General features: G+C 71.4%; 18 protein-coding genes. 13 read left to right on the plus strand and 5 right to left on the minus strand.

Annotated features, from left to right (window positions below):
- Nucleotides 1–28: 28 nt before the first annotated feature.
- On the plus strand, nucleotides 29–3,976 hold the full coding sequence (locus ACFWHU_RS33150; RefSeq protein ID WP_387229516.1) for a type I polyketide synthase: 3,948 nt from the start codon (nucleotides 29–31) through the stop codon (nucleotides 3,974–3,976).
- 94 nt (nucleotides 3,977–4,070) lie between these two features.
- Here the strand turns inward: ACFWHU_RS33150 and ACFWHU_RS33155 are convergent, their stop codons facing one another.
- A complete protein-coding gene (locus tag ACFWHU_RS33155; protein WP_385801524.1) occupies nucleotides 4,071–4,337 on the minus strand; it encodes a hypothetical protein in 267 nt (88 codons plus the stop codon).
- 360 nt (nucleotides 4,338–4,697) lie between these two features.
- On the opposite strand from ACFWHU_RS33155, the gene ACFWHU_RS33160 reads away from it, so the two are divergent.
- The 4 genes from ACFWHU_RS33160 to ACFWHU_RS33175 are packed head-to-tail and all read left to right on the plus strand — an operon-like array spanning nucleotide 4,698 to nucleotide 10,076.
- Nucleotides 4,698–5,498 (plus strand): ABC transporter ATP-binding protein, encoded by an 801-nt coding sequence (locus ACFWHU_RS33160; RefSeq protein WP_385801526.1) that lies wholly within the window; start codon nucleotides 4,698–4,700, stop codon nucleotides 5,496–5,498.
- Nucleotides 5,498–8,023, plus strand: a complete 2,526-nt coding sequence (locus tag ACFWHU_RS33165; RefSeq protein ID WP_385801528.1) for an FtsX-like permease family protein — start codon at nucleotides 5,498–5,500, stop codon at nucleotides 8,021–8,023. The genes ACFWHU_RS33160 and ACFWHU_RS33165 overlap by 1 nt, the downstream gene beginning before the upstream one ends.
- An 11-nt stretch (nucleotides 8,024–8,034) precedes the next feature.
- Nucleotides 8,035–9,468: a sensor histidine kinase gene (locus ACFWHU_RS33170; protein WP_387229520.1), complete on the plus strand. Its 1,434-nt coding sequence runs from the start codon at nucleotides 8,035–8,037 to the stop codon at nucleotides 9,466–9,468.
- Nucleotides 9,432–10,076 carry a response regulator gene (locus tag ACFWHU_RS33175; protein WP_385801532.1) on the plus strand — a complete coding sequence of 215 codons (645 nt, stop codon included), beginning with the start codon at nucleotides 9,432–9,434 and terminating at the stop codon, nucleotides 10,074–10,076. Before ACFWHU_RS33170 ends, ACFWHU_RS33175 begins: the two co-directional genes overlap by 37 nt.
- A 96-nt stretch (nucleotides 10,077–10,172) precedes the next feature.
- On the opposite strand, the gene ACFWHU_RS33180 is transcribed toward ACFWHU_RS33175, so the two are convergent.
- The 4 genes from ACFWHU_RS33180 to ACFWHU_RS33195 all read right to left on the minus strand — a co-directional run bounded on the left by ACFWHU_RS33180 (nucleotide 10,173) and on the right by ACFWHU_RS33195 (nucleotide 13,717).
- Nucleotides 10,173–10,934 (minus strand): thioesterase II family protein, encoded by a 762-nt coding sequence (locus tag ACFWHU_RS33180; RefSeq protein ID WP_387229524.1) that lies wholly within the window; start codon nucleotides 10,932–10,934, stop codon nucleotides 10,173–10,175.
- A gap of 19 nt (nucleotides 10,935–10,953) precedes the next feature.
- On the minus strand, nucleotides 10,954–11,145 hold the full coding sequence (locus ACFWHU_RS33185) for a ferredoxin (protein ID WP_385801536.1): 192 nt from the start codon (nucleotides 11,143–11,145) through the stop codon (nucleotides 10,954–10,956).
- A 28-nt stretch (nucleotides 11,146–11,173) separates the two neighbouring features.
- Complete coding sequence (locus ACFWHU_RS33190) at nucleotides 11,174–12,403, minus strand: cytochrome P450 (RefSeq protein WP_387229526.1); 1,230 nt, start codon at nucleotides 12,401–12,403, stop codon at nucleotides 11,174–11,176.
- Between the two features lie 90 nt (nucleotides 12,404–12,493).
- Nucleotides 12,494–13,717 carry a cytochrome P450 gene (locus ACFWHU_RS33195; RefSeq protein WP_385801541.1) on the minus strand — a complete coding sequence of 408 codons (1,224 nt, stop codon included), beginning with the start codon at nucleotides 13,715–13,717 and terminating at the stop codon, nucleotides 12,494–12,496.
- Between the two features lie 424 nt (nucleotides 13,718–14,141).
- Here ACFWHU_RS33195 and ACFWHU_RS33200 point away from each other — a divergent pair, with 424 nt between their 5' ends.
- The 8 genes from ACFWHU_RS33200 to ACFWHU_RS33235 all read left to right on the plus strand — a co-directional run bounded on the left by ACFWHU_RS33200 (nucleotide 14,142) and on the right by ACFWHU_RS33235 (nucleotide 22,915).
- Entirely contained in the window at nucleotides 14,142–15,038 is an 897-nt protein-coding gene (locus ACFWHU_RS33200; protein ID WP_387229528.1) for a proline iminopeptidase-family hydrolase, read from the plus strand.
- A 187-nt stretch (nucleotides 15,039–15,225) separates the two neighbouring features.
- Entirely contained in the window at nucleotides 15,226–16,224 is a 999-nt protein-coding gene (locus tag ACFWHU_RS33205; RefSeq protein ID WP_385801545.1) for an ACP S-malonyltransferase, read from the plus strand.
- A gap of 114 nt (nucleotides 16,225–16,338) precedes the next feature.
- Entirely contained in the window at nucleotides 16,339–16,590 is a 252-nt protein-coding gene (locus ACFWHU_RS33210) for a phosphopantetheine-binding protein (protein WP_164247782.1), read from the plus strand.
- 14 nt (nucleotides 16,591–16,604) lie between these two features.
- Complete coding sequence (locus tag ACFWHU_RS33215; protein WP_387229531.1) at nucleotides 16,605–18,308, plus strand: AMP-binding protein; 1,704 nt, start codon at nucleotides 16,605–16,607, stop codon at nucleotides 18,306–18,308.
- A complete protein-coding gene (locus ACFWHU_RS33220) occupies nucleotides 18,305–19,840 on the plus strand; it encodes an AMP-binding protein (protein WP_387229533.1) in 1,536 nt (511 codons plus the stop codon). The genes ACFWHU_RS33215 and ACFWHU_RS33220 overlap by 4 nt, the downstream gene beginning before the upstream one ends.
- Complete coding sequence (locus tag ACFWHU_RS33225; RefSeq protein ID WP_385801551.1) at nucleotides 19,837–21,081, plus strand: type III PLP-dependent enzyme; 1,245 nt, start codon at nucleotides 19,837–19,839, stop codon at nucleotides 21,079–21,081. Before ACFWHU_RS33220 ends, ACFWHU_RS33225 begins: the two co-directional genes overlap by 4 nt.
- A gap of 5 nt (nucleotides 21,082–21,086) precedes the next feature.
- Entirely contained in the window at nucleotides 21,087–21,563 is a 477-nt protein-coding gene (locus ACFWHU_RS33230; RefSeq protein WP_385801553.1) for a cobalamin B12-binding domain-containing protein, read from the plus strand.
- Nucleotides 21,560–22,915: a methylaspartate mutase gene (locus ACFWHU_RS33235; RefSeq protein WP_387229536.1), complete on the plus strand. Its 1,356-nt coding sequence runs from the start codon at nucleotides 21,560–21,562 to the stop codon at nucleotides 22,913–22,915. The genes ACFWHU_RS33230 and ACFWHU_RS33235 overlap by 4 nt, the downstream gene beginning before the upstream one ends.
- Nucleotides 22,916–22,986: the final 71 nt, after the last annotated feature.

Below are 22,986 nucleotides of genomic sequence, written 5' to 3' on the forward strand. Positions count from 1 at the left end.
GACGAGAACCGTGACGAGGAGTAGGAACGTGGCCGAGCCCGCCAAGCCCGACACCAGGATGCTCGAAGCGCTGCGCGCTTCGCTCAAGGAGACCGAGCGGCTGCGCGAGCAGAACCGCGCGCTCACCGCCGCGCAGCGCGAGCCCGTCGCCATCGTGGGCATGGCCTGCCGCTACCCCGGCGGCGTGGGCTCTCCCGACGATCTGTGGGAGCTGCTGGCGGGCGGCCGGGACGGCGTCACCGCGTTCCCCGCCGACCGGGGCTGGGAGGAGGCGCTGCACGACGCCGACGGGCGGAGCAGGTCGGTCACCGACGAGGGCGGATTCCTGCACGACGCGGGGGAGTTCGACGCGGCCTTCTTCGGGATCTCGCCCCGCGAGGCCCTGGTCATGGACCCGCAGCAGCGGCTCCTCCTCGAAGGATCGTGGGAGGCGCTGGAGCACGCGGGCATCGACCCGACGACCCTCAAGGGCAGCCGGACCGGTGTCTACGCCGGGGTGATGTACCACGACTACTTCGGCAGTTTCGGCACCGGCAGCATGGTCGCCGGCCGGGTCGCCTACACGCTGGGCCTCGAAGGGCCCACCCTGTCGGTCGACACGGCGTGTTCGTCGTCCCTGGTCGCGCTGCACCTGGCCGCGCAGGCACTTCAGCAGGGCGAGGCGGACCTCGCCCTGGCCGGCGGGGTCACGGTGATGGCGTCGCCCGGCACCTTCGTCGAGTTCAGCAGGCAGGGCGCCATCTCGCCGGACGGCCGCTGCAAGTCGTACGCCGCCGACGCCAACGGCACCGGTTTCGCCGAGGGCCTCGGTGTCCTCGTCCTCGAACGGCTGTCGGACGCACGGCGGTTGGGGCATGAGGTGTGGGCGGTGGTCCGGGGTTCGGCGGTGAACCAGGATGGTGCGTCGAACGGTCTGACGGCGCCGAACGGTCCCTCCCAGCAGCGGGTGATCCGCGCGGCGCTGTCGCGGGCCCGGCTCTCCGCCGCCGAGGTGGACGTGGTCGACGGACATGGCACGGGCACCACCCTCGGGGACCCGATCGAGGCGCAGGCGTTGCTCGCGACGTACGGCCAAGGGCGCCCGGAGGGTGAGCCGTTGCTGCTCGGCTCGGTGAAGTCCAACCTCGGACACACCCAGGCCGCGGCGGGTGTCGCGGGCGTCATGAAGGTGGTGCTCGCGATGCGCCACGGCGTCGTACCGGCGACCCTGCACGCCGACGAGCCGTCACATCAGGTCGACTGGGGCTCGGGCGCGGTGGAGTTGGTGCCGGAGGCGCGGAAGTGGCCGGATGTGGACCGGCCGCGCCGGGCGGGGGTGTCGTCCTTCGGGATCAGCGGCACCAACGCCCATGTCGTCCTCGAACAGGCCCCCGCCGCTCCGGAGCCCGCGCACCCGGACCCGGCCGATCGGCACCCCGGCGCTGCCCAACCTCCCGTCGTCGTCTGGCCGTTGTCCGCCCGTACCCCCGAGGCCCTGGCGGCGCAGGCCGCCCGGCTCAGGGACTTCACCGCCGAGCGCCCGGAGCACACCCCCGCAGCAGTGGCGCGGGCCCTTGGCACCCGGCGTACCGCTTTCGCCCACCGGGCGGCCGTCACCGGCACCGACCGGGACGGTCTCCTCGCCGCGCTGGACGCGCTGGCCCGGGGCGACAGCGGCCCCGCGGTCGTACGCGGCCGCACGCGCGCCAAGGCACGCACCGCCTACCTGTTCACCGGCCAGGGCGCGCAGCGGCTCGGCATGGGCGCCGAACTCCGCGCCCTTTACCCGGTGTTCGCCGCCGCCTTCGACGAGGCGGACGCGGCGCTCGGGGTCGGACTGAGCGAGGTCCTGGCGGGCACGGACGGCGCGGCCGTCGACCGCACGCTGTACGCACAGGCCGGCCTTTTCGCCTTCGAGGTCGCGATGTTCCGTCTGCTGGAGTCCTGGGGCGTCCGGCCCGACTTCCTGGCCGGCCACTCCATCGGCGAACTCGCCGCCGCGCATGTGGCGGGCGTCCTCGGACTGGCGGACGCGGGGCGGCTGGTGGCCGCCCGAGGGCGGCTCATGCAGGCGCTCCCGGAGGGCGGGGCGATGGTCGCCGTCCAGGCCACCGAGGACGAGATCCGGCCCCTGCTCGGCGCGGGCGTTCAGATCGCCGCCGTCAACAGCCCCTCGGCGGTGGTGATTTCGGGTGCACTCGACGCCGTGATCGGCGTCGCGGACAACTTCACCAGGACGAAGCGGCTCACGGTCTCGCACGCCTTCCACTCCTCGCTGATGGACGACATGCTCGACGACTTCCGCGCGGTCTGCGAGAAGGCCGTTCTCCACGAGCCCCGTATCCCGCTCGTCTCCGGTGTCACCGGCGAGATCGCCCGGCCCGGTCTGCTCACCGACCCCGAGTACTGGGTCCGGCACGTGCGCGAGCCGGTGCGGTTCGGGGACGCGGTGCGGACGCTCTCCGAGCGTGGCGCCGGCCGGTTCGTGGAACTGGGCCCGGACGCCGTCCTGACCGGCATGGCGCGCGAGTGCGCGGTCCCCGACGACGCGCTGTTCGTCGCGCTCGGCCGCCGCAAGACAGCGGAGAGCGCCGCGGTCGCGACCGGTCTCGCGCGTCTGTACGCGGACGGGCTCACACCGGACTGGTCCGCCGTCTTCCCCGGCACTGCGGCCTCACCGCTGCCCACGTACGCCTTCCAGCACGAGCGTTACTGGATCGCGGCGGACGTCGCACTCTCCGCGCCCGCCCTCGACACACCTCACGGCCTGTCCACGGCGCCCGCTCCGGCGCGCGAGCCACTGCGGGACCGGCTGGCCGGGCTGACCCCGACCGAGGCGACCGAGGTGCTGACCGAACTGGTGAGCGCCGAGGCCGCCGCGCTGCTCGGATACGCGGCGGACGGCGGCATCGGCCCCGACACGGTCTTCCTCGAAGCCGGCATGGACTCGGTGACCGCCGCCGAACTGCGCGGCGCGGTAGGTGCCGCCACCGGACTCACCCTGACGACGGGAGCCGTCTTCGACCACGGCACACCCGCCCGGCTCGCCGCCGTCCTCCACGAGGAGTACACCCGCGCTGGCGTGTCCGCCCCCGACGAGAGCGCCGACACCCAGGAAATCGCGGTCACCACCCCCGCCCCCGCACCTGACCGTGAGTCCGTCAGCGGTCTGCTGCGGATGGCCGCGACCGGCGGCCGGATGGCGAAGGGCATGGACCTGCTCGGCGCGGTGGCCGCCATCCTGCCCGGCTTCACCACCGTCGCCGAACTGGGCTCCGTCGCACCGCCCGTACGACTGTCGCGCGGCCCCGCCGACCGGCGTCTGATCTGTGTGCCCTCGCCCATGGCGCTCGGCGGCGCGCACCAGTACGCCCGCTTCGCCACGCACTTCCACGGCCGCAGGGAGGTCGCGGTGCCGGCCGTCCCCGGCTTCGGCCGTGACGAGCCGCTGCCGTTGTCCTTCGACGCGGTCGTCGACGTCCTGACCGAGGGGACACGGGCCGCGGCCGGCGACGCGCCCTTCGTCCTGCTCGGCTACTCCTCGGGCGGCCAGTTCGCCCACGCCGTCGCCGAGACGCTGGAGAAGGCGGGCACACCCGCGGACGCGGTCGTCCTGCTGGACACCTATCTGCCCGACGGCGGCGACAACGACGACCTGTGGCGGGAGATGTTCGAGGGAATGCTGGACCGCGAGGACAGCTTCGGCGGTTTCAGCGCCCCGCGGCTCGCCGCCATGAGCCGCTACAGCGAGCTGATCCTCGACCGGTCGCCCGGCGCGCTCACGGCGCCCGTCCTGTTCGTACGCCCCGCCGAGTCGTTCACGTCCGCCGGGCCGGACACCGACGACTGGCGGGCCGGCTGGGACGCGGACCACACCCTGCGGGAGGTGCCCGGCAACCACTTCACGCTCCTGGAGGAGTCGGCGACCACGACGGCGGTGGCGGTCGACGACTGGCTCGCGGGGCTGCCGGGCGGCGGCCGTGCGCCCGGCATGTGACCTCAGGTCACGCCGTATCCGGGCGTACGGGCCGCGCCGACCCGCGTACGGGCCACACCGACCCGCGTACGGGCGGCGCCGGCCCACCTACCGGTCACGCCGAACACCGGCGCACCAGACCCTCGTCCTGGAAGTGACTCACCCACGCGTCCACCTCGGGACGCAGCGACTCGGAGGCGATGCCCCACTGTTCGGCCAGGACCTCGGCCGCGCGCTCCGCCTGCCACTCCTGCCGCTGGAGGACGATCCACATCAGGGTCCCCGTGGGGCCGCAGCGATGCCGCAAACCCGTGCGGGGAAGAAAGAAGTCGACCTTGCCGTCGGGCAGAACTTGCGTCTCCAGACCGTTTTCCGATCGCATGGCGACTCAATCCTCCAATTGCCGTGGGGGGCGTTTTCCGTGTGCGCTTCGAGCATATTGACGGGTGCGTCGCCGCGTAATACAGCGGACTCCCGAAATTCAGGTGCACGAAACGACACCGACCGTAGTGGGGTTGCGTGCACCTTGACAGCAGGCACCTCCGAAACCTGTGGGAGAGGTGGCCGAAAACAGGTCCCATCAGGCGTGATGTGGTCTGCCGGGAGCTTTCTTCCGGACCGGAGGTAGAAGAACTTCTACGTCCGATACACCGCCTGGAGCCAATGCCTCCGAACCCGCGTATTGCCTACGCTTGTGCTCGACGACGTGTCACACATATCAAATTTCGGTAGGGGAGTCCCTGTGTACGCCAATGAACATGCCACCCGCGAAACGGCGGTACGGCTCGACGCCGTCGCCAAGATCTACGGTGACGGCGACAATCAGGTCGCCGCGCTCAAGGAATTGACCCTGAGCTTCGGCGCGGGGACCTTCACCGCCGTCATGGGCCCGTCCGGATCCGGCAAGAGCACCTTTCTGCACTGCGCCGCCGGCCTGGTCAAGCCCACCTCCGGCTCGGTGTTCGTCGGCGGTACGGACCTCGCGCACATGGACGAGGTCCAGCTGACGAAGCTGCGCCGCGACCGGATCGGCTTCATCTTCCAGGCGTTCAACCTGCTTCCGGCGCTGACCGTGATGCAGAACATCCTGCTGCCGCTCGAACTGGCGGGCCGCCGCCCCGACAAGGAGCTGATCCGCTCCGTCGTCGACCGGGTCGGCCTCGCCGACCGGACCCGTCATCTGCCGGGCGAACTCTCCGGCGGCCAGCAGCAGCGGGTGGCGATCGCCCGCGCCCTGGTCACACAGCCCGCCGTGGTCTTCGCCGACGAGCCGACGGGCGCCCTCGACACACGTACGGCGGGCGCGGTCCTCGCGCTGCTGCGCGAGTCGGTGACCGTCGCCGGGCAGACCCTGGTGATGGTCACCCACGACCCCGTCGCCGCCTCCTACGCGGACCGTGTGGTGTTCCTCGCGGACGGCATGCCGGCGGGCGAACTCCAGCGGCCGACCGCCGACGCCGTCGCCGCGCGCATGACCCGCCTCGGTGCCTGGGAGAGCGACGCACAGCCGGCCGCGCCCGTCGCGACGGGCGGCCGGTTCTGATGGGTCTCCTCGCTTTCCGCACCCTCAAGTTCCGCAAGGCGAGCTTCATCGCGACTTTCGTCGCCATGTTCCTCGGCGCGGCGATCGTCATGGCCTGCGGCGGTCTCATGGAGACCGGCATCCGCATGGACGCGCAGCCCAAGCGGCTCGCCGCCGCCCCGATCGTGGTGACCGGCCATCAGACCGCCGGCTCCGACGCCCTGTCCGAGCGCGGCCGTCTCGACGCGGGACTCGTCGAGACCGTGCGCTCCGTGCCCGGCGTGGCGAAGGCCCTGCCCGACGTGTCCTTCCCCGCCGTCGTCATCCCCGGGGGCTCCGGCGCCTCCGACATCGCCGAAGCCGACGGCGGATCCACCGCCGGCCACAACTGGGCCTCGGCGTCCCTGGCCCCGTACACCCTCGCCGACGGCGCCGCCCCCGAGGGCGCCGACCAGGTGGTGCTCGACAAGACGCTCGCCGACCGGGCCGACGCCTCCGTCGGCTCCCGTGTCGAACTGGCCGTCCAGGGTGTCTCCCACTCCTACCTGGTCAGCGGCATCGTCACCCGTTCCGGCTCCGGCGGCGACCCCGCCGTCTTCGTCTCCGACGACCGCGCGAGCGAGCTGACCGGCGGGAGCGTCGACAACGTCGGCGTGGTGCCCGGCGACGGCGCCTCCGTCGCGGCCGTCACCGCCGCCGTCAAGGAAGCGGTGGACGGCGAGGCGAGTGTCCTCACCGGCGAACGCCTCGGCCTCGCCGAGGCACCGGGCGCCCTGACCGCCCAGCGCACCGTCATCATCCTCGCCGCGGTCTTCGGCAGTTGGGCGGTGCTCGTCGTCCTCTTCGGCGTCGCCTCCACCCTCGGCCTCACGCTCCAGCAGCGCACCCGCGAGATGGCCCTGCTGCGCTCCATCGGTACGACGTCGAGTCAGCTGCGGCGGATGATCCTGTGGGAGACGTCCGTCCTGTCCGTCGTCGCCACCGCCCTCGCCGTGGCGCCCGGCTATCTGCTCGGCAAGCTCATCTGCTCGATCCTCACCGACAGCGGCGTCCTGTCCCCGGTGATCGTCTTCCACCAGGGCTGGGTCCCGATGCTGGTGGGGGCCGTCACCGCGATCCTCGCCGCCGCGGGAGCCACCCGCTTCGCCGGCCGCAAGGCGGCACGCACCGAGCCCGTCGCGGCGCTCGCCGACAGCGAGGTACGGCCCCGCTGGTTCACCAGGAACCGCCTGCTGCTGGCCCTGTTCTTCCTCACCGTCGGCATCTCCCTGTCCGCCACCACCCTGCTGGTCATGGAGAACGGCCCGACCCTGGCGAGCACCGCGGGACCCGCGTCCGTCTTCTTCAGCATCGGCATCGCCCTGCTGGCCCCCGGCATCTGCGCGGCCGTCGTGGCGGTCCTGGGCGTGCCGGTACGGCTGTTGACCGGACTCCCCGGACGCCTCGCCGTACGCAACACGGCCACCAACCCCGTCCGTATGGCGAGCGCCGCCGCCCCCGTCATCATGCTGATCGCGATCGCCACCGGCACGCTCTACATGCAGTCCACCGAGGACAGCGTCTCCGCCGAGAGCTACGCGGCGGGCATCGGCGCCGACCACGTACTCGAATCCGAGGCCGGCGGATTCCGGTCCGACGTGGCCGGACAGGTCGCCGCACTGCCCGGTGTGGCCGCGGCGTCCGGTCTCGTCACCTCGCGGGGCTTCGTGGAGGCCGAGTCGGGATCCAGCGGCATCGCCCTGCGCGGTGTCGACGCCGGGGGAGCGAGCCAGAACCTGGCCCTGCGCGATGTCACCGGCTCGCTCGACGCGCTGAGCGGCGACACGGTCGCCCTGTCCGCCGACCGGGCCGAGGAGTTCGGCGTCGCGGTGGGCGACCGGCTGCCCGTCCGGCTCGGCGACGGAACACGGTCCGACCCGAAGGTCGTCGCCCTCTTCGCCGGCGACCCCGACGAGGAGTTCCTGCTGCTGCCGGCCGGCACGCTCGCGCCGCACACCACCGCGGGCCTCGCCGAACACGTCCTCGTACGCGCCGACAAGGGCGCCGACCCGGGCGCCCTCAGGACCGAACTGGCCTCCTTCGCCGGGGAATTGCCCGGCGCCCGGGTGGCCGACAGCTCCACCCTCAGCGGCTCCAGCGACTCCATCCAACAGATCCTCGTGACCGCCAACTACACCGTCGTCGCCATGATCGTGGGATACGCGGCCATCACCGTGATCAACACCCTGGTCGTGGTGACCCGCAAGCGGCGCAGGGAGATCGGACTCTCCCGGCTGACTGGCGCCACCCGCGCCCAGGTCTTCGGCATGCTGAGCGTCGAAGGGGCCCTGATCTCCGTCGTCGCCGTGGTGCTCGGCACGGCGGCCGCCGCCACGACCATCGTCCCGTACGCGATGGTCAAGAACGACTCGTTCCTGCCGTCCGGCTCCATCGGGATCTATCTCGCGGTCGTCGGCGGATCCCTGCTGCTGATCTTCGGCGGTACGCTCTTCCCGTCCTGGCGCGGTATGCGCACCCCACCGGTCGAGACGGTGGCCGCCGAGTGAGGGAGCACACCATGGTGGCCGAAGGACCGGTGTCCGACCGGGAACGTCCGGACACCGCTCCACCGGCGGCCGTTCCACCGGCGGGCGGGCCGCCCACCGGGGACGGGCAGGCGCGGTCTCCGCGCGAACGCGCCCTGTCCCTCGGGCGGTTCGCCGCCGCCGCGGTCCGTCGGCGCACCCGCCGGGCCACGCTCGACACGGCCATGGGCACCGTGGTCGGCGCGAGCACGATGCCGTCCCTGGCGCTCTTCCTGGTGACGGCCTACTTCGTGATCCTGTTCGTCATCGGTATCGGCGCCGTGGCGCTGCCCATCTGCATCCCCGCCGTCCGCTGGCTCTGCAACCGGGCCCGGTGGGTGGCCGGTCGGACCGGCGTCAAGGTCGAGGTGCCCTACCAGCCCGAACCGCTGGAGTTCGAGAAGGACATCGTCGGATGGATGCGCCGCTGCAAGTGGATCCTCACCGACCGGGCCACCTGGCGCGACCTCCTGTGGCTCTTCCTCAACACCGGCGTCGGCATGATCGGGTTCATCCCCGCCGCCCTCCTCTACTACGTCGGTGAGGGCCTGGTCCTGGCGGGCGGCTTCTGGCACTCCCTGCTCAGCGACAACGGCACGGGACGCATGTACTGCGGCATCGTCGTCGACAGCTACCCCACCGCCGTCGCCGCCGGCCTCCTGGCCCTCGGAGTCTTCGGACTCTGGCTCTGGACCACCCCGTTCATCCTCCGGGGCTACGCCTACTTCACCCGTTATCTGCTGGGCCACACCGACACCACGCGGCTGGCCTCCCGCGTCCGCCATCTGGCGGAGAGCCGGTCCGGCGCCCTGGACACCCAGGCCGCCGAACTGCGCCGGATCGAACGCGATCTGCACGACGGCGCACAGGCCAGGCTCGTCGGCCTCGGCATGACCCTCGGTGCCGCCGACCGCCAGCTCGACAAGGACACGGCGGAGGCCCGGCGGCTGCTCCGCGAGGCGCGCGCGTCGTCCGTCCTCGCCCTGCGTGAACTGCGCGACCTCGTACGGGGCATCCACCCGCCCGTCCTCGCCGAACGCGGACTGGCCGACGCGCTGCGCGCCCTCGCCATCGCGAGTCCGCTGCCGTTCGAGGTGTCCGTGACCATCCCCCCACAGCTCTCGGCGCCCGTGGAATCCGCCGTATACTTCTCGGTGTCCGAGCTGCTCACCAACGTGCTGAAACACGCCGACGCGAGCCGCGGCGAACTGTCCGTCAGATACGAACGCGGCGTGCTCCACGCCCGCGTCGGCGACAACGGCCGGGGCGGCGCGAGCATGAGCGAAGGGTCCGGCCTCGCCGGAATCCGGCGGCGTCTCGCCGCCTTCGACGGAACGATCGACATCAGCAGCCCACCCGGCGGCCCCACCGTGACCGAGTTGGAGATTCCGTGCGCGTCGTCCTCGCCGAGGACCTTTTCCTCCTGAGGCAGGGGCTCGTGCAGCTCCTGACATCGTTCGATTTCGAGGTCGCGGCAGCGGTGGACAACGGGGAGGATCTCGCGAGAGCCGTGGCCGAACACCGCCCCGACATCGCCATCGTGGACGTACGGCTGCCGCCCACCTTCACCACCGAGGGCCTGCGGGCCGCGCTCCAGGCCCGCCGCGACATGCCGGGCCTGCCCATCCTCGTCCTGTCCCAGCACGTCGAGCAGATGTACGCGCGTGAACTGCTCGCCGACGGCACGGGCGGTATCGGCTACCTGCTCAAGGACAGCGTCCTCGACGACGAGCAGTTCGTGGAGGCGATCCGCCGGGTGGCGAACGGCGGTACGGCCATGGACGCCGCCGTGGTCGCCCAGTTGATGGTCAGTCACTCGATGGACGAGGGCGTCGGGACACTGACGCTGCGCGAGCGGCGGGTGCTGGAACTCATGGCCGAGGGATGCTCGAACGCCGCCATCGCCGGCCGGCTCACCGTGAGCGAGGGCGCCGTCGCCAAACACATCTCCGGCATCTTCAACAAACTGACGCTCCCTCAGGACAGCGACGTCAACCGGCGGGTGATGGCGGTCCTCACCTATCTGAACGCCTGACGGACCATCGGCAACAGCAGAAGGCCCTCCGCGGCCGGTGTCTTTTCACCGGCCGCGGAGGGCCTTTCCCCTCCTGCTGCGCTGCGTCGTGCGGTGTCAGGTCGTGCTGTGCACCACCGCGTCGAGCCGCCGCCGCAGACTGCCCGTCAGCTCCTGCCACCGCTCGGCCAGATAGAAGTGGCCGCCGCGGAAGATCTCCAGGGAGAAGTCCGACGTGGTGTGGTCACGCCAGCGGGCCGCCTCCTGCGAGGTGACCTTCGGGTCGTCGTCACCGATGAACGCGGTGACGGGGATGTCGAGTTCGGACCCCGGCCGGTGGACGTACGTCTCCACCGCCCGGTAGTCCGCCCGCAACGCCGGCATCACCATCGCGATGATCTCCTCGTTGTCCAGCAGCGCCCCCACCGTGCCGTCAAGCGACTTGAGTTCGGCGATCAGTGACGCGTCCGGCTTCAGATGCAGACGCTCGTCCCGGTGGGTCGACGGGGCGCGGCGGCCCGAGACGAACAGCGCGAGCGGGCGATGGTCCGCCGCGCGGAGCCGGCGCGCCACCTCGTACCCCAGCAGTGCCCCGTAACTGTGGCCGAACAGCGCGAACGGCCGGTCGGTCCACGGTCCCAGCGCCTCGGCGATCAGGTCCGCGAGCAGATGCAGATCGTCCACCGGCCGCTCGTGGCGCCGGTCGTGGCGCCCCGGATACTGCACGGACAGCACCTCGACGTCCGGGGCGAGGGCGGCCGACATCGGGAAGTAGTACGACGCCGCGCCGCCCGCGTGCGGAAGACACACCAGCCGGGTCCGGCTGTCGGGGTTCCGGTGCGGAACGCGTATCCAGGTGTCGTCGGTCGTGCCGGTCATGACGGGATTCCTCCGCTCGTCAGTCGGTGACGCTGATGACCTGCGTCGGACAGGTGAGGGACGCCTGAAGCACGTCCTCGTAACTGTCCTCCGGCGGCTCCTCCGTGAGAAGCAGGGTCAGACCGTCCTCCCCCTGGTCGAAGACCTCCGGGACGAGCATCGCGCACTGGCCGGAGCCGGTGCACCTGTCGCGGTCGATATGGACGCGCATCGCTGTCCTCCTCGAAATGGGTGGGCCGTCACCAGGTGACGGGCAGCTCGTAGACGCCGTAGACCATCGCGTCGTCCTTGAACGGCAGGGTGTCCACCGGCGCGGCCATCCGCAACCCGGGAATTCGGCGGAACAAGGTCTCGTAGACGACCTCCAGCTCCACCCGCGCGAGGTTCTGCCCGATGCACTGGTGGATGCCGAAGCCGAAGGCGAGATGGCCGCGGGCCTCGCGGCGTACATCGAGGGTGTCGGGGTCCGGGAAGACGCTCTCGTCGTGGTTCGCGGCGTTGTTGAGCGCCATGATGCCCTCGCCCGCGCGGATCACCGTGCCGTCCAGGTCGATGTCCTCGACCGCGACCCGGGCCGTGCCCGAGTCGGAGATGGAGAAGAAACGCAGCAACTCCTCCACGGCCTTCGGCATCAGACCCGGCTCGTCCCTGACCGCGGCGAGCTGGTCGGGGTGTTCGAGCAGCGCCAGGACACCCAGGGCGATCATGTTCGCCGTCGTCTCGTGCCCGCCGACCAGCATCAGCCTCGCCATCGTCACGATGTCGAGGTGGTCGCACGCCTCGGTCACCCGGTTCTTCTCGATGAACCGGCTGAGCAGGTCGTCGCCCGGCTCGCTCTCCTTGCGCGTGACCAGCTCGTCCAGATACCCGTCCAGCGTGGCCACGGCCGCGCCGTACTCCTCCTGGCTGAGGTCTCGGTTCATCAGCCGCGCCGACCACTCCTCGAACTTGGCGTGGTCGTCGTAGGGCACGCCGAGCAGTTCGCAGATGACGAGCGACGGTACGGGCAGGGCGAGCGCCGCCACCAGGTCGACGGGACCGCCGGTCGCCAGCATCGCGTCGATCCGCTCGTCCACCAGCTCCTGGATCCGGGGACGCATCTCCCTGGCCTTGCGCGCGGTGAACTCCGAGAGCAGCATGCTCCGCTGGGCGGTGTGCTCCGGCGGATCCATCGACAGCAGCATCAGCCGGATGTGCTGGAGCATCTCCTCCGGGATGTGGAACTGGTGCGGATATCCCGGCAGTTTGAGATTGGAGCTCGCCCGCGCGTCCCCGAGGACCTTGCGGACGTGGTCGTGGCGCGTGAGCAGCCACGTCGGCTTGCCGTTCACCTTGAGCGCGGCGCGCGAGACGGGTTCACCCGTGCGCAGCTTCGCGTACTCCTCCGGCGGCGCGAAGGGGCAGGTGCGGCGCATCGGGAACTCCGGCAGGCCGGTCGCGTCCGCGCTCTGGTCGGCTGACTGGGTCATGGTGCCCTCTCTGGCAGTCGCTCTGGCTCTGGCTCGCTCCGTACGGCCCCGCTCGGCCGTACGGGACTTTCAAGACACGCCCTGAGGCCGCTACCAGCTCACCGGGAGTTCGTACAGGCCCCACACGATCGCGTCGTCCTTGTAGCGCAGCTCGTCGGCCGGCTTCTCCAGACGCAGACCGGGGATCCGGCGCAGCAGTGTGTCGTAGACGACCTCCAGCTCCAGACGCGCCAGGTTCTGCCCGATGCACTGGTGGACGCCGTAGCCGAAGGCGAGATGGCTGCGGGCCGAACGGCGCACGTCGAGGGTGTCGGCGTCGGGGAAGACGCTCTCGTCGTGGTTCGCGGAGTTGTTGAGCGGCATGATGCCGTCACCGGCGCGGATCACCGTGCCGCCGATCTCGATGTCCTCCTTCGCCACGCGCGCGGTGCCCGCGTCGGAGATGCTGAAGAAACGCAGCAACTCCTCGACCGCCTGCGGCAGCAGCGCCGGTTCGGCACGCAACGTGGCGAGCTGGTCCGGGTGTTCGAGCAGGGCGAGCATGCCGAGGGCGATCATGTTCGCCGTCGTCTCGTGGCCCGTGACCAGCATCAGCCGCGCCATGCTCACGATGTCGGAGTGCTCGACGGCCGGTTCGGCGCGGTTCAGCGCGATCAGCCGGCTGATCATGTCGTCGCCCGGCTCGGCCTCCTTCAGGGTGACCAACCCGTCGACGTACTTGTCGAGTTCGTAGTGCGCGGCGCCGCGCTCCTCGTCGCTGATGTCGTGGTTCATGATCTGCCACGCCCAGTGCTCGAACCGGCCGTGGTCCTCGTAGGGCACACCGAGCAGTTCGCAGATGACGAGTGACGGTACGGGCAGGGCGAGCGCCGCCACCAGGTCGACAGGGCCGCCCTCCGCCAGCATCGCGTCGACCCGCTCGTCCACGATCTCCTGCACACGCGGCCGCATCGCCCGCATCTGGCGCAGGCTGAACTCGGGTGCCAGCATGCGCCGTTGGACGGTGTGGTCCGGCGGATCCATGGACAGGAACGTCAGCGGCACCGCCTGGAGCATCTCGTCGGGCACCGGCACCTGGAGCGGATAGCCCGGCAGCTTCAGGTTGGCGCTGACCCGCGAGTCGCCGAGGATCTGCTTCACATGGTCGTGCCGCGTGATCAGCCACGCCGGCTTGCCGTTCACCTTCAGGGACGCCCGCGAGACGGGCTCGTTCTCCCGCAGTTCCGCGTAGCGCGCGGGGGGCGCGAAGGGGCAGGCCCGGGTCATGGGGAACGGCGGGTGCTCGGCCTCGCCGGCACGGTCGGCAGGGTTCATGGTGCCCTCTCGAACTCGATACGTGGGTGGTGGCGGGCGCGGACGGCCGACGGTGCGCGGCACGTGTCCGCGGAGCGCGCGGCCCGCTCCGGGGGAGAGCGGGCCACACGCCCCACGACGGCGGGAGCCTGGGCCTGTCCGGCGGTGCTCGGTGTCCGGCCCGGCCGCCTCCCGCACACTAATTCGCCCCCCGCGGGCGCCGAACCCCCCTACCTCCCCCTGCCGGGTGTCCGGTCCCGGACCAGGGACGAAGGCGCCACCGGGCGCCTTCCCACCCGCCGGCGGACGGCCCGGCCCGGCCCCGGCCCGGCCCCGGCCCGGTAGGGGCGGTTAGGGGGTCCAGATCGGCCCCGCGGCGGGGTTAGCGTCGATCCCGATCACGCTTCCGTGGTCCCACTCAGAGAACTGGAACGGGGTGCTCACCGTGTCACCGGATCCCAGCGACAAGGGCACCGTGCCCTTCCGGGAGTACCGCACCTGGTACCGGGTGACCGGCGACCTCAAGGCCGGCCGGCCCGCGCTCGTCGCCGTGCACGGCGGCCCCGGCAGCACGCACGACTATCTCCTCGCCCTGGCAGCCCTCGCCGACGAGGGCTGGCCCGTCGTCCACTACGACCAGCTCGGCAACGGCGGCTCCACCCATCTCCCCGGCGAAGGCGCCGACTTCTGGACGGTGGACCTGTTCCTCGCCGAACTCGACAACCTCCTCGACCGGCTCGGCATCGCCGACGACTACGTCCTGTTCGGCCAGTCCTGGGGCGGCCCGCTCGCCGCGTCGCACGCGATGAACAACCCGGCCGGGCTGCGCGGACTCGTCGTCGCGAACGCACCCGCCTCCATGCCGCTGTGGCTCAGCGAGATGGCGGCGCTGCGGGCTGAGTTGCCGCCCGAGGTGCAGGCGAGCCTGCTGCGCCACGAGGCGGCGGGCACCACCGACACCGACGAGTACTACGCCGCCATGCGCGTCTTCTACGACCGTCATGTGTGCCGGATCCAGCCGTGGCCGCAGGACTTCCTGTCCTCGTTCATGGAGATCTACAACGACCCGACCGTCTACTACACGATGAACGGGCCGAACGAGTTCCATGTCATCGGGACCCTGCGCGACTGGTCGATCATCGACGATCTGCACCGGATCCGGACCCCGACGCTGCTGATCGGCGGCCGGCACGACGAGGCGACGCCCACCGTCATGCGGCCGTATGCCGACCTGGTACCCGGCGCGCGCTGGGAGATCTTCGAGGAGTCGAGCCATCTGCCGCACCTGGAGGAACCCGAGCGGTTCACCGAGGTGATGGTCGACTTCCTGAAGAGTCTGTAGAGCGACGGCGCGGCGCGTCCCTACGGCCCCTGCTCGCTCCCGTACGACGCCACGAGAGGGCCGTACGACCGCTGTTGAACCGCCGCACGACGCCGGGCGGCGCCACGTGCCGAGCCGTGGCCCCGTACGACCCGACCCATCACACGATCCGGTACGCGCCCCGACGCGCGCCCGGCAAGGGGAGGCCATGAAAAGCACAGCGAACGACGGCACGGCCGGCCCGGACGCCACCGCCATGGTGTTCCCCGGCATGGGCCCGTCGCCCTTCTCGGACGTGGGCCGCTTCATGGTGGTCAACCCGGAGGCCAGAGAGCTGGTCGCGATCGCCGACGACGTACTCGGCTACTCCCTCGTGGACACCTTCCGCGAGGCGGAGGGCGACTACTCGGAGGCCGCGCAGGTCGCCTTCCTGGTGAACTGCCTGGCGTCCGCGCGGTGGGCGGAGCGTGAACTCGGCATCGTCCCCGCGGTGGTGACGGGACCGAGCTTCGGCGAGAAGGCGGCCCTCGCCTACTGCGGCGCGCTCACCGTGCCCGACGCGATACGCATGACCGCCGAACTCGCCCGCTGCATGGACGACTACTTCCGCCACGCCCACCAGGACATCGTCACGCTGTCCTTCGTCCGCGCCCCGGAGGAGGGCCTGACGGCGATCTTCGCCGACCTGGACGCCGCGGGGGAGTGGCACGACATCTCCTGCTACATCGACGACGGCTTCTACATGGTGTCGCTCAGCGAACACCGGGTGGACTGGTTCCGCTCCCGGCTGCGCGACGTCGGCGCGCTGTCGCTCTACACCATGCGCCCGCCCATGCACTGCGCCGCGTTCGCCCCGCTCCGTGACCGCGTCGAGCGCGAGGTCCTGGCCGGTCTCGACTTCGCCGACCCGCGGCTGCCGGTCGTGGCCGACCAGGACGGCGCGCTCGTCGAGACCGGCGCCGGTCTGCGGGCGATGCTGCTGGACAGCTTCACCCGCCCCCTGAACTGGCCCGACGTCATCGACGGGCTGCGGTCCTTCGGCACCCGCCGCGTCTGCGTCGCCGGCCCGGACAACCTGTTCGGCCGGGTCGGCCGTACGACGGAAGCCTTCGAGGTCGTGCCCGCCAACCCGCGCGCCGCGATGACGCCGCGCCGTACGAACACCCGCCGCACGCACCAACGCCGTACCCGCGTCGGCGCCGCCTGAGCGACAGACACCGCCCGAGCGAGCGTGCGGCGCGGGCGACCGAGCCCTGGGCGGCAGCGCCGCCTTCGCGAGCGGCCGTACGACGACCACCCCTCACGACACCTTGGAGTCACCGTGCAGGACGACCGATTCGCGCCCCTGCTGCGCCAGTTCCTCCCCTTCGCGGCCCCCGACGAGCCGCTCGACGACGACGTCAAACTGCGCGACCTCGGGCTCGACTCGCTGGGCATGGTGCAGCTCCTCGGCGCGCTGGAGGACACCTACCAGATCCGCTTCCTCGGCGACGAGCTCACCATGGGGTCGTTCGAGACACCCGGCATCCTGTGGAAGACCGTCGACAGCCTGACCCAGCGCGACGCGGGCTGAGGGCGGGGCCCACCGTGAACACCTCCACCCTCACGACGGACGCCACGCTGCCGGGGCGGTTCCTGCGCGGCCTGGCACGCTCCGCCGACAGACCCGCCTTGCGGACGGGCGCCGGCACCCTGACCTACCGGGAACTGCACGAACGGGCACTGGGGCTGGCCGGTTCGCTGCTCGCCGCGGTGCCCGCCGGACCCCGCGCGGTCGGCGTACTCGTCGGCAAGGGCGTCTCCGCCTACCCGACGCTGCTCGCCGGCCTGTACACCGGCGTCACGACGGTGCCGCTCCAGCAGACGTTCCCCGCCGCCCGCACCCTGCGGATGATCGAGGCGAGCGGGGTGGATGCGCTGATCGCCGACGACGACTCGCTCCCCGCCCTCCTCGAACTCGCCGCCGTGGGCGCCCGCCTGCCGGTGCTCTTCCGCGCCCACACCGAACTGACGGCGGGCACCGAGGGCCTCGGCGGCAGTGAGGGGCCCGGCGGAGGCGAAGGCGTCGGCGGCGCGGCGGTACGGCCGGCCCTGATGCCGTGGATCCCCTACCGCGCGGACGCCGCCCTGGCCGAGCCCGTGCCCGCGCTGCCGCAGGACGTCGCGTACGTGCTCTTCACCTCGGGCTCCACCGGGCGGCCCAAGGGAGTGCCGGTCACCCACGCCAACACCGACCACTACTTCCGGCTGCTCGACGCGCGCTACGACTTCGGGCCGGGCGACGTCTTCACGCAGAACTTCGACCTCAACTTCGACTGCGGCATGTTCGACCTCTTCTGCGCCTGGGGCTCCGGCGGCACGCTCGTACCGCCGCCGGCCGCCGCCTACCGCGACATGCCCGCGTTCGCCGCCGAGCACGGCCTGACCGTCTGGTTCTCCACACCGAGCGCCGTCGCCCTGATCCGCCGCATGGGCGGACTGCGGCCCGGCGCCATGGACACGCTGCGCTGGAGCTTCTTCGCCGGCGAGGCGCTGAGCAGCCGCGACGCCGACGACTGGGCCGCCGCCGCACCCGGATCCGTGGTCGAGAACCTCTACGGGCCCACCGAACTGACCATCACCGTCAGCACCCACCGCTGGACGCCAGGACAGGACCGCGGGCTCAACGGCATGGTGCCGATCGGCGCCGTCCACGAGGGCCACGGCGTGCTGCTCCTGGCACCGGACGGCGAACAGGCCCCACCAGGCGGCCCCGCCTCCGAAGAGGGTGAACTCTGCATCGCCGGACCGCAGTTGACGGCCGGATACCTCGACCCGCAAGACGACGAGGGCCGGTTCTTCGACCGCGACGGGCACCGCTGGTACCGCACCGGCGACCGCGTCAGGCGTGACGCGGACGGTGTCCTGCACTACCTCGGCCGGGGCGACTCACAGGTCCAGGTTCACGGCGTACGGGTCGAACTCGCCGAGGTCGAGGCCGCGGCGCGGGAGTGCGACGGAGTCCAGGACGCGGTCGCCGTGGCCGTACCGAGCGGCGGCACGGTCGAGCTGGCCGTCTTCTACACGGGCCGTCCGAGCCCACCGGCCGAACTGGCCCGGGAACTGCGCCGGACGCTGCCCGTCGCCGTCGTACCCAAGCGCTACACGCATCTCGACGCTTTCCCGCTCAACTCCAACCGGAAGACGGACCGCAGGCAACTCGCCGTCCTGGCGGCGGGCGCCCCGGCGCCGGCCGCCGCGAACACCGGGACACGCGAGGAAACCCAAGAAAGGTCGTACGGGGCGAAGTGAACACTCAACGGGGCATCGGGGCCCGCTCGGACGTCATGGTGCACACGCTGCTCGACGAGGCCGTGGCACAGGCCGCGGACGCGTGGGCCGTACGTGACGCGGCCGGACGCTGGACCTACAGCCAACTCGACGATCACAGCCACGCGTTCGCCGCCTGGCTGGCCGCACGGGGAATCCGGCGCGGCGAGCGGATCCTGGTCCAGGTCCCCAGTACACGGGAACTGGTCGCGCTCTTCTACGGCGCGGCGCGCCACGGCGCCGTCCTCGTACCGGTGAACACCGGCATGAAGGACTACCACCTGCGGTCCGTGACCGAGAACTCCGAACCGGCCCTGGTCGTCGTCCCCCGCGACGCGGTGGAGCGGATCGACGCACTCGCGGACGCGCCGGTACTCGCCCTGGAGACCGTCTGGGACGAGGTGACCGGGCTGCGCGAGCGCGGAGCACGCGGACCGGCCACGCAGGAGTCCGCCGACGACATCGCCGTCCTCGTCTACACCTCCGGCAGCACGGCGGCGCCGAAGGCCGTCGTCTGCCCCCACGGCCGGATGGTCTTCGCCTCGGAGGCCATCCAGCTCGAACTGGGCTACCGGCCCGACGACGTCGTCTTCTGCCGCTTCCCCATCTCCTGGGACTACGGCCTCTACAAGATCCTGCTGGCCACCCTCGGCCGCAGCGAACTCGTCCTGGCCGACGGCGAGTCGGACCTCGTCCTGCTGGAGAGCATCCGCGAGTGCGGCGCGACCGTCGTACCGATCGTGCCGTCCCTGGCCGCCATGATCTGCGCGCTCGCCGAGCGCGAGCCGTACACGCGCGCCGACGGCCCCTCGCGCGTCAGGATGTTCACCAACACCGGCGCCGCGCTGCCCAAGACCACGGCGGACGGCCTGCGCGCCGCGTTCCCCTCGGTCGCCGTGGTGCGCCAGTTCGGGCAGACCGAGTGCAAGCGGATCTCCGTGCTGCCCCCGGAGTTCGAGGACAGCAAGGGCGGCTCCGTCGGCCGGCCGCTTCCCGGCACCCGGGTACGCGTACTCGGCGAGGACGGAAGCGAGCTGCCCACCGGCGCCACCGGCGAGATCGTCGTGGAAGGGCCGCACGTGATGCCCGGCTACTGGCGGGCCCCGGAGGTCACCGCACGCACCTTCCGCACCTCGCCCAGCGGTGAACCACGCCTGCACACCGGTGACTTCGGCCACCTCGACGAGGACGGATTCCTCTACTACGAGGGCCGGCGCGACGACATGTTCAAACGCCGGGGCGTGCGGATGAGCACCATCGAGATCGAGGCCGCCGCCACCGACATCCCCGGCGTGCGCGCCGCCGTCGCCGTACCGCCCGAAGGGGCCCGCGATCTCGCCGTCTTCGTCGAGGGGGAGATCGCGCCGCACACCGTCCTGCGCGAACTCTCCCTGCGTCTCGAACTCGCCAAGGTCCCCGCGACCTGCCAGGTCCTGGACGAGCTGCCGCTCACCCAGCACGGCAAGCACGACCGCAAGCAGCTCACCCGCCTCCTCGAAGGGACCCCGCGGTGACCGGCACCGACTTCCACGAGCTCGCCAAGCACTTCGGCACCCCGAGCTATGTGTACGACCTCGAACGCGTCGCCACCGCCCGCCGCGACCTGCTCGACGCGCTCCCCGAGGAGGTCGCGCTGTACTACGCGGCGAAGGCCAACCCGCACCCCGAGATCCTGCGGGAGATGCGCGGGGACGGCGGGCGCGGCTGCCGGGCCGAGATCAGCTCGACCGGCGAGCTGGACGCCGTGCTCCAGGCGGGCTTCCCCGGCTCCGACATCCTGTACACCGGCCCCGGCAAGACCGACGAGGAGCTGACCGACGCGCTCACGCGTGGCGTCGCCAAGTTCTCCGTCGAGTCCCTCGGCGACCTCCGGCGCATCGGCGCGCGGGCCGACGCGCTCGGCCTCGTCGCGGAGTGCCTGCTGCGCGTGAACAGCGCCGCGGCGAGCGCCCCCACCAGCATCAGGATGACCGGCGTCCCCTCGCAGTTCGGCTTCGACAGCGAGACGCTCCCGGAGCTGCGGCACGAGGTGACGGACGTGCCCGGCACGGTCGTGGAAGGTCTGCACTTCTTCCCGCTCAGCAACGCGGGCGACGAGTCCAGCCTCATCGCGGAGTTCCGCAACACCATCGAGACCGCGGCGCACCTCCAGCGCGAACTCGGCGTACCGCTGCGCTTCCTCGACATCGGTGGCGGATTCGCCGCACCGTACGCCGTCAGCGGTGAACGGCCCGTCTACGCGAACCTGCGCGCCGCGCTCTCCGCCGACCTGGACGAGCACTTCCCCGGCTGGCGCGACGGCGCCCCGCGCATCGCCTGCGAGTCGGGCCGCCATCTCGTGGGCGACAGCGGGTCGTTGCTCCTCGGCGTCGTCAACCTTAAGGAGAGCCGCGGCCGGCGCTTCGCAGTACTCGACGGCGGCATCAACGTCTTCGGCGGGATGTCCGGCCTCGGCCGTATCTTCCCCGTCACCGTCGGCCCGCTGGAGGCCGACCCCGCCGCCGAGCACACCACCAGCCTCGTCGGACCCCTGTGCACCCCCGGCGACCTGCTCGGACGTGATCTGCGCCTGCGGGAGCTCGCACCCGGAGACCTTGTCACCATCCCCAACTCCGGTGCCTACGGGACCACCGCGAGCCTGCTGATGTTCCTCGGCAGGCCGGCACCCAAGGAGATCGTCGTACGCGGTACGGAGCTGGTCTCCGTCTCCCGGATCGAACACATACGCGGCTACGAACACGGACAGGCCCTGTGACCTTGATGAGTACAACGACAGAGACCACCACCCCCTCACCCGCCGTCCCCGCCGGCGACGCGTCGACCACCGTCGTCGTCGCGGGCGCGATGTCCGACTCCCACACCTGGGGTCTGGTCTTCCTGCAACTGCTGCTGGAGGAGCACGGCCACCGCGTCGTCAACCTCGGCCCGTGCGTCCCCGAGGACCTCCTCATCGGCACGGTCCGCGCCGAGCGGCCCGCGCTCGTCGTCATGAGCAGCGTCAACGGCCACGGCTACCGGGACGGCATGCGCGCCATCACCGGCCTGCGCGAATGCGCCGACCTGGCGGACGTACCCGTCGTCATCGGCGGCAAGCTCGGCATCCACGGCGAACAGAGCGCGGACGAAACGGTCGGACTGATGGCCGCCGGTTACGACGCCGTCTTCGACGACACCGCCGAGGGGATCGTCACCTTCCGGCGCATGCTCACCTCGATGCCGCAGCGGGCCGCGGTGTGAACGACGCCGGGTCCGGTGCGCACGACCCCGGGCCCGGCGCGAACGACGCCGGATTCGGCGCGTTCGTCCACCGGGCCCACGGAGCGGGACGACTGGTGGTCCAGCCGCGCATGGGGATGAGCGACCCGGCCGTCATGCGGGCTGGCCTGCTGGCCACCAGGCAGGCGCGGGCCACCACGGTCGGCACCCTCACCCTGGACAGCTACACCAGGGTCGGGGATCTGGAATCCGCCGAACTGGCCCTGCTCGAAGGCGTCGCGCTCAACGGCTACCCCATCGTCAGCCACGGTCTCGACACCACCCACGGCATCCTCGACGGCATTCGCGACGAGGACTTCCCCGTCCAGGTCCGGCACGGCTCCGCCGTCCCCGAGGACATCTTCAAGGCGCTCATGGCGGCGGGCCTCGACGCCTCGGAGGGCGGCCCCGTCTCGTACTGCCTCCCCTACGGGCGCACCCCGCTCGCCCAGTCCGTCGCCAACTGGTCCCGCTCGTCCGCGCTGTTCGCCTCCGCCCGGCGCCCCGGCCTCGAACCGCACCTGGAGACATTCGGCGGTTGCATGCTCGGCCAGCTCTGCCCGCCCAGTCTGCTGGTCGCCATCAGCGCCCTGGAGGCACGGTTCTTCTACGAATACGGGCTCCGCAGCATTTCCGTCAGCTACGCACAGCAGACCCACCGCGGCCAGGACGAGGAAGCCGTCGCCGCGCTGCGCCGGCTGTGCCGGGAATTACTTCCCGGCGCGGAATGGCATGTCGTCGTCTACGCCTACATGGGGCTGTATCCGCAAACACCCGTCGGCACCTTCGCGTTGCTCGGACAGGCGGCGGAACTGGCGGTCACCACCGGGGCGGCACGGCTCATCGTGAAGACCGTCTCGGAATCCCTGCGCATTCCCACCATCGAGGAGAACGTCAGCGCCCTGGAACACGCCTCGGCCGTGGCCGCGAACACGGCGCGCGGCCCGGAGCCGGCGGCCGACTCCGAGACCTACACGGAGGCGTCCGCACTGGTCGAAGCGGTGCTGAACCTCGGATCCGACGTCGGACAAGGGCTGTTGACGGCGTTCGGACGCGGCTATCTCGACGTCCCGTACTGCCTCCATCCGGACAACGCGGGACTCAGCAGGAGTTATCTGGACGACGAAGGACGGCTCCGCTGGGCGACCACCGGGAAAATGCCGCTTCCCCGGCGCGCCGGGGCGGGCGCGGCGCGCGCGGTCTCGTCGACGGAACTCCTCTCCTCGCTGTCCTACATTCGCCGGACGTTCGATTCCGAACCCCCCGGTGATTCACCTGCCGACGAGCGGGTCACGCCCGGGGCCTCTCCGCGAGATCCAAGAGAAAGGCCCTAGGGGGGCGTAAGGGGTTATGGGCCCTCTTCGCGCGTAATTACGGTTCACGTCAAACAGGTGTCGACCGATTT

This window comes from Streptomyces sp. NPDC060366 (genome assembly GCF_042725135.1).
GTDB lineage: Bacteria > Actinomycetota > Actinomycetes > Streptomycetales > Streptomycetaceae > Streptomyces.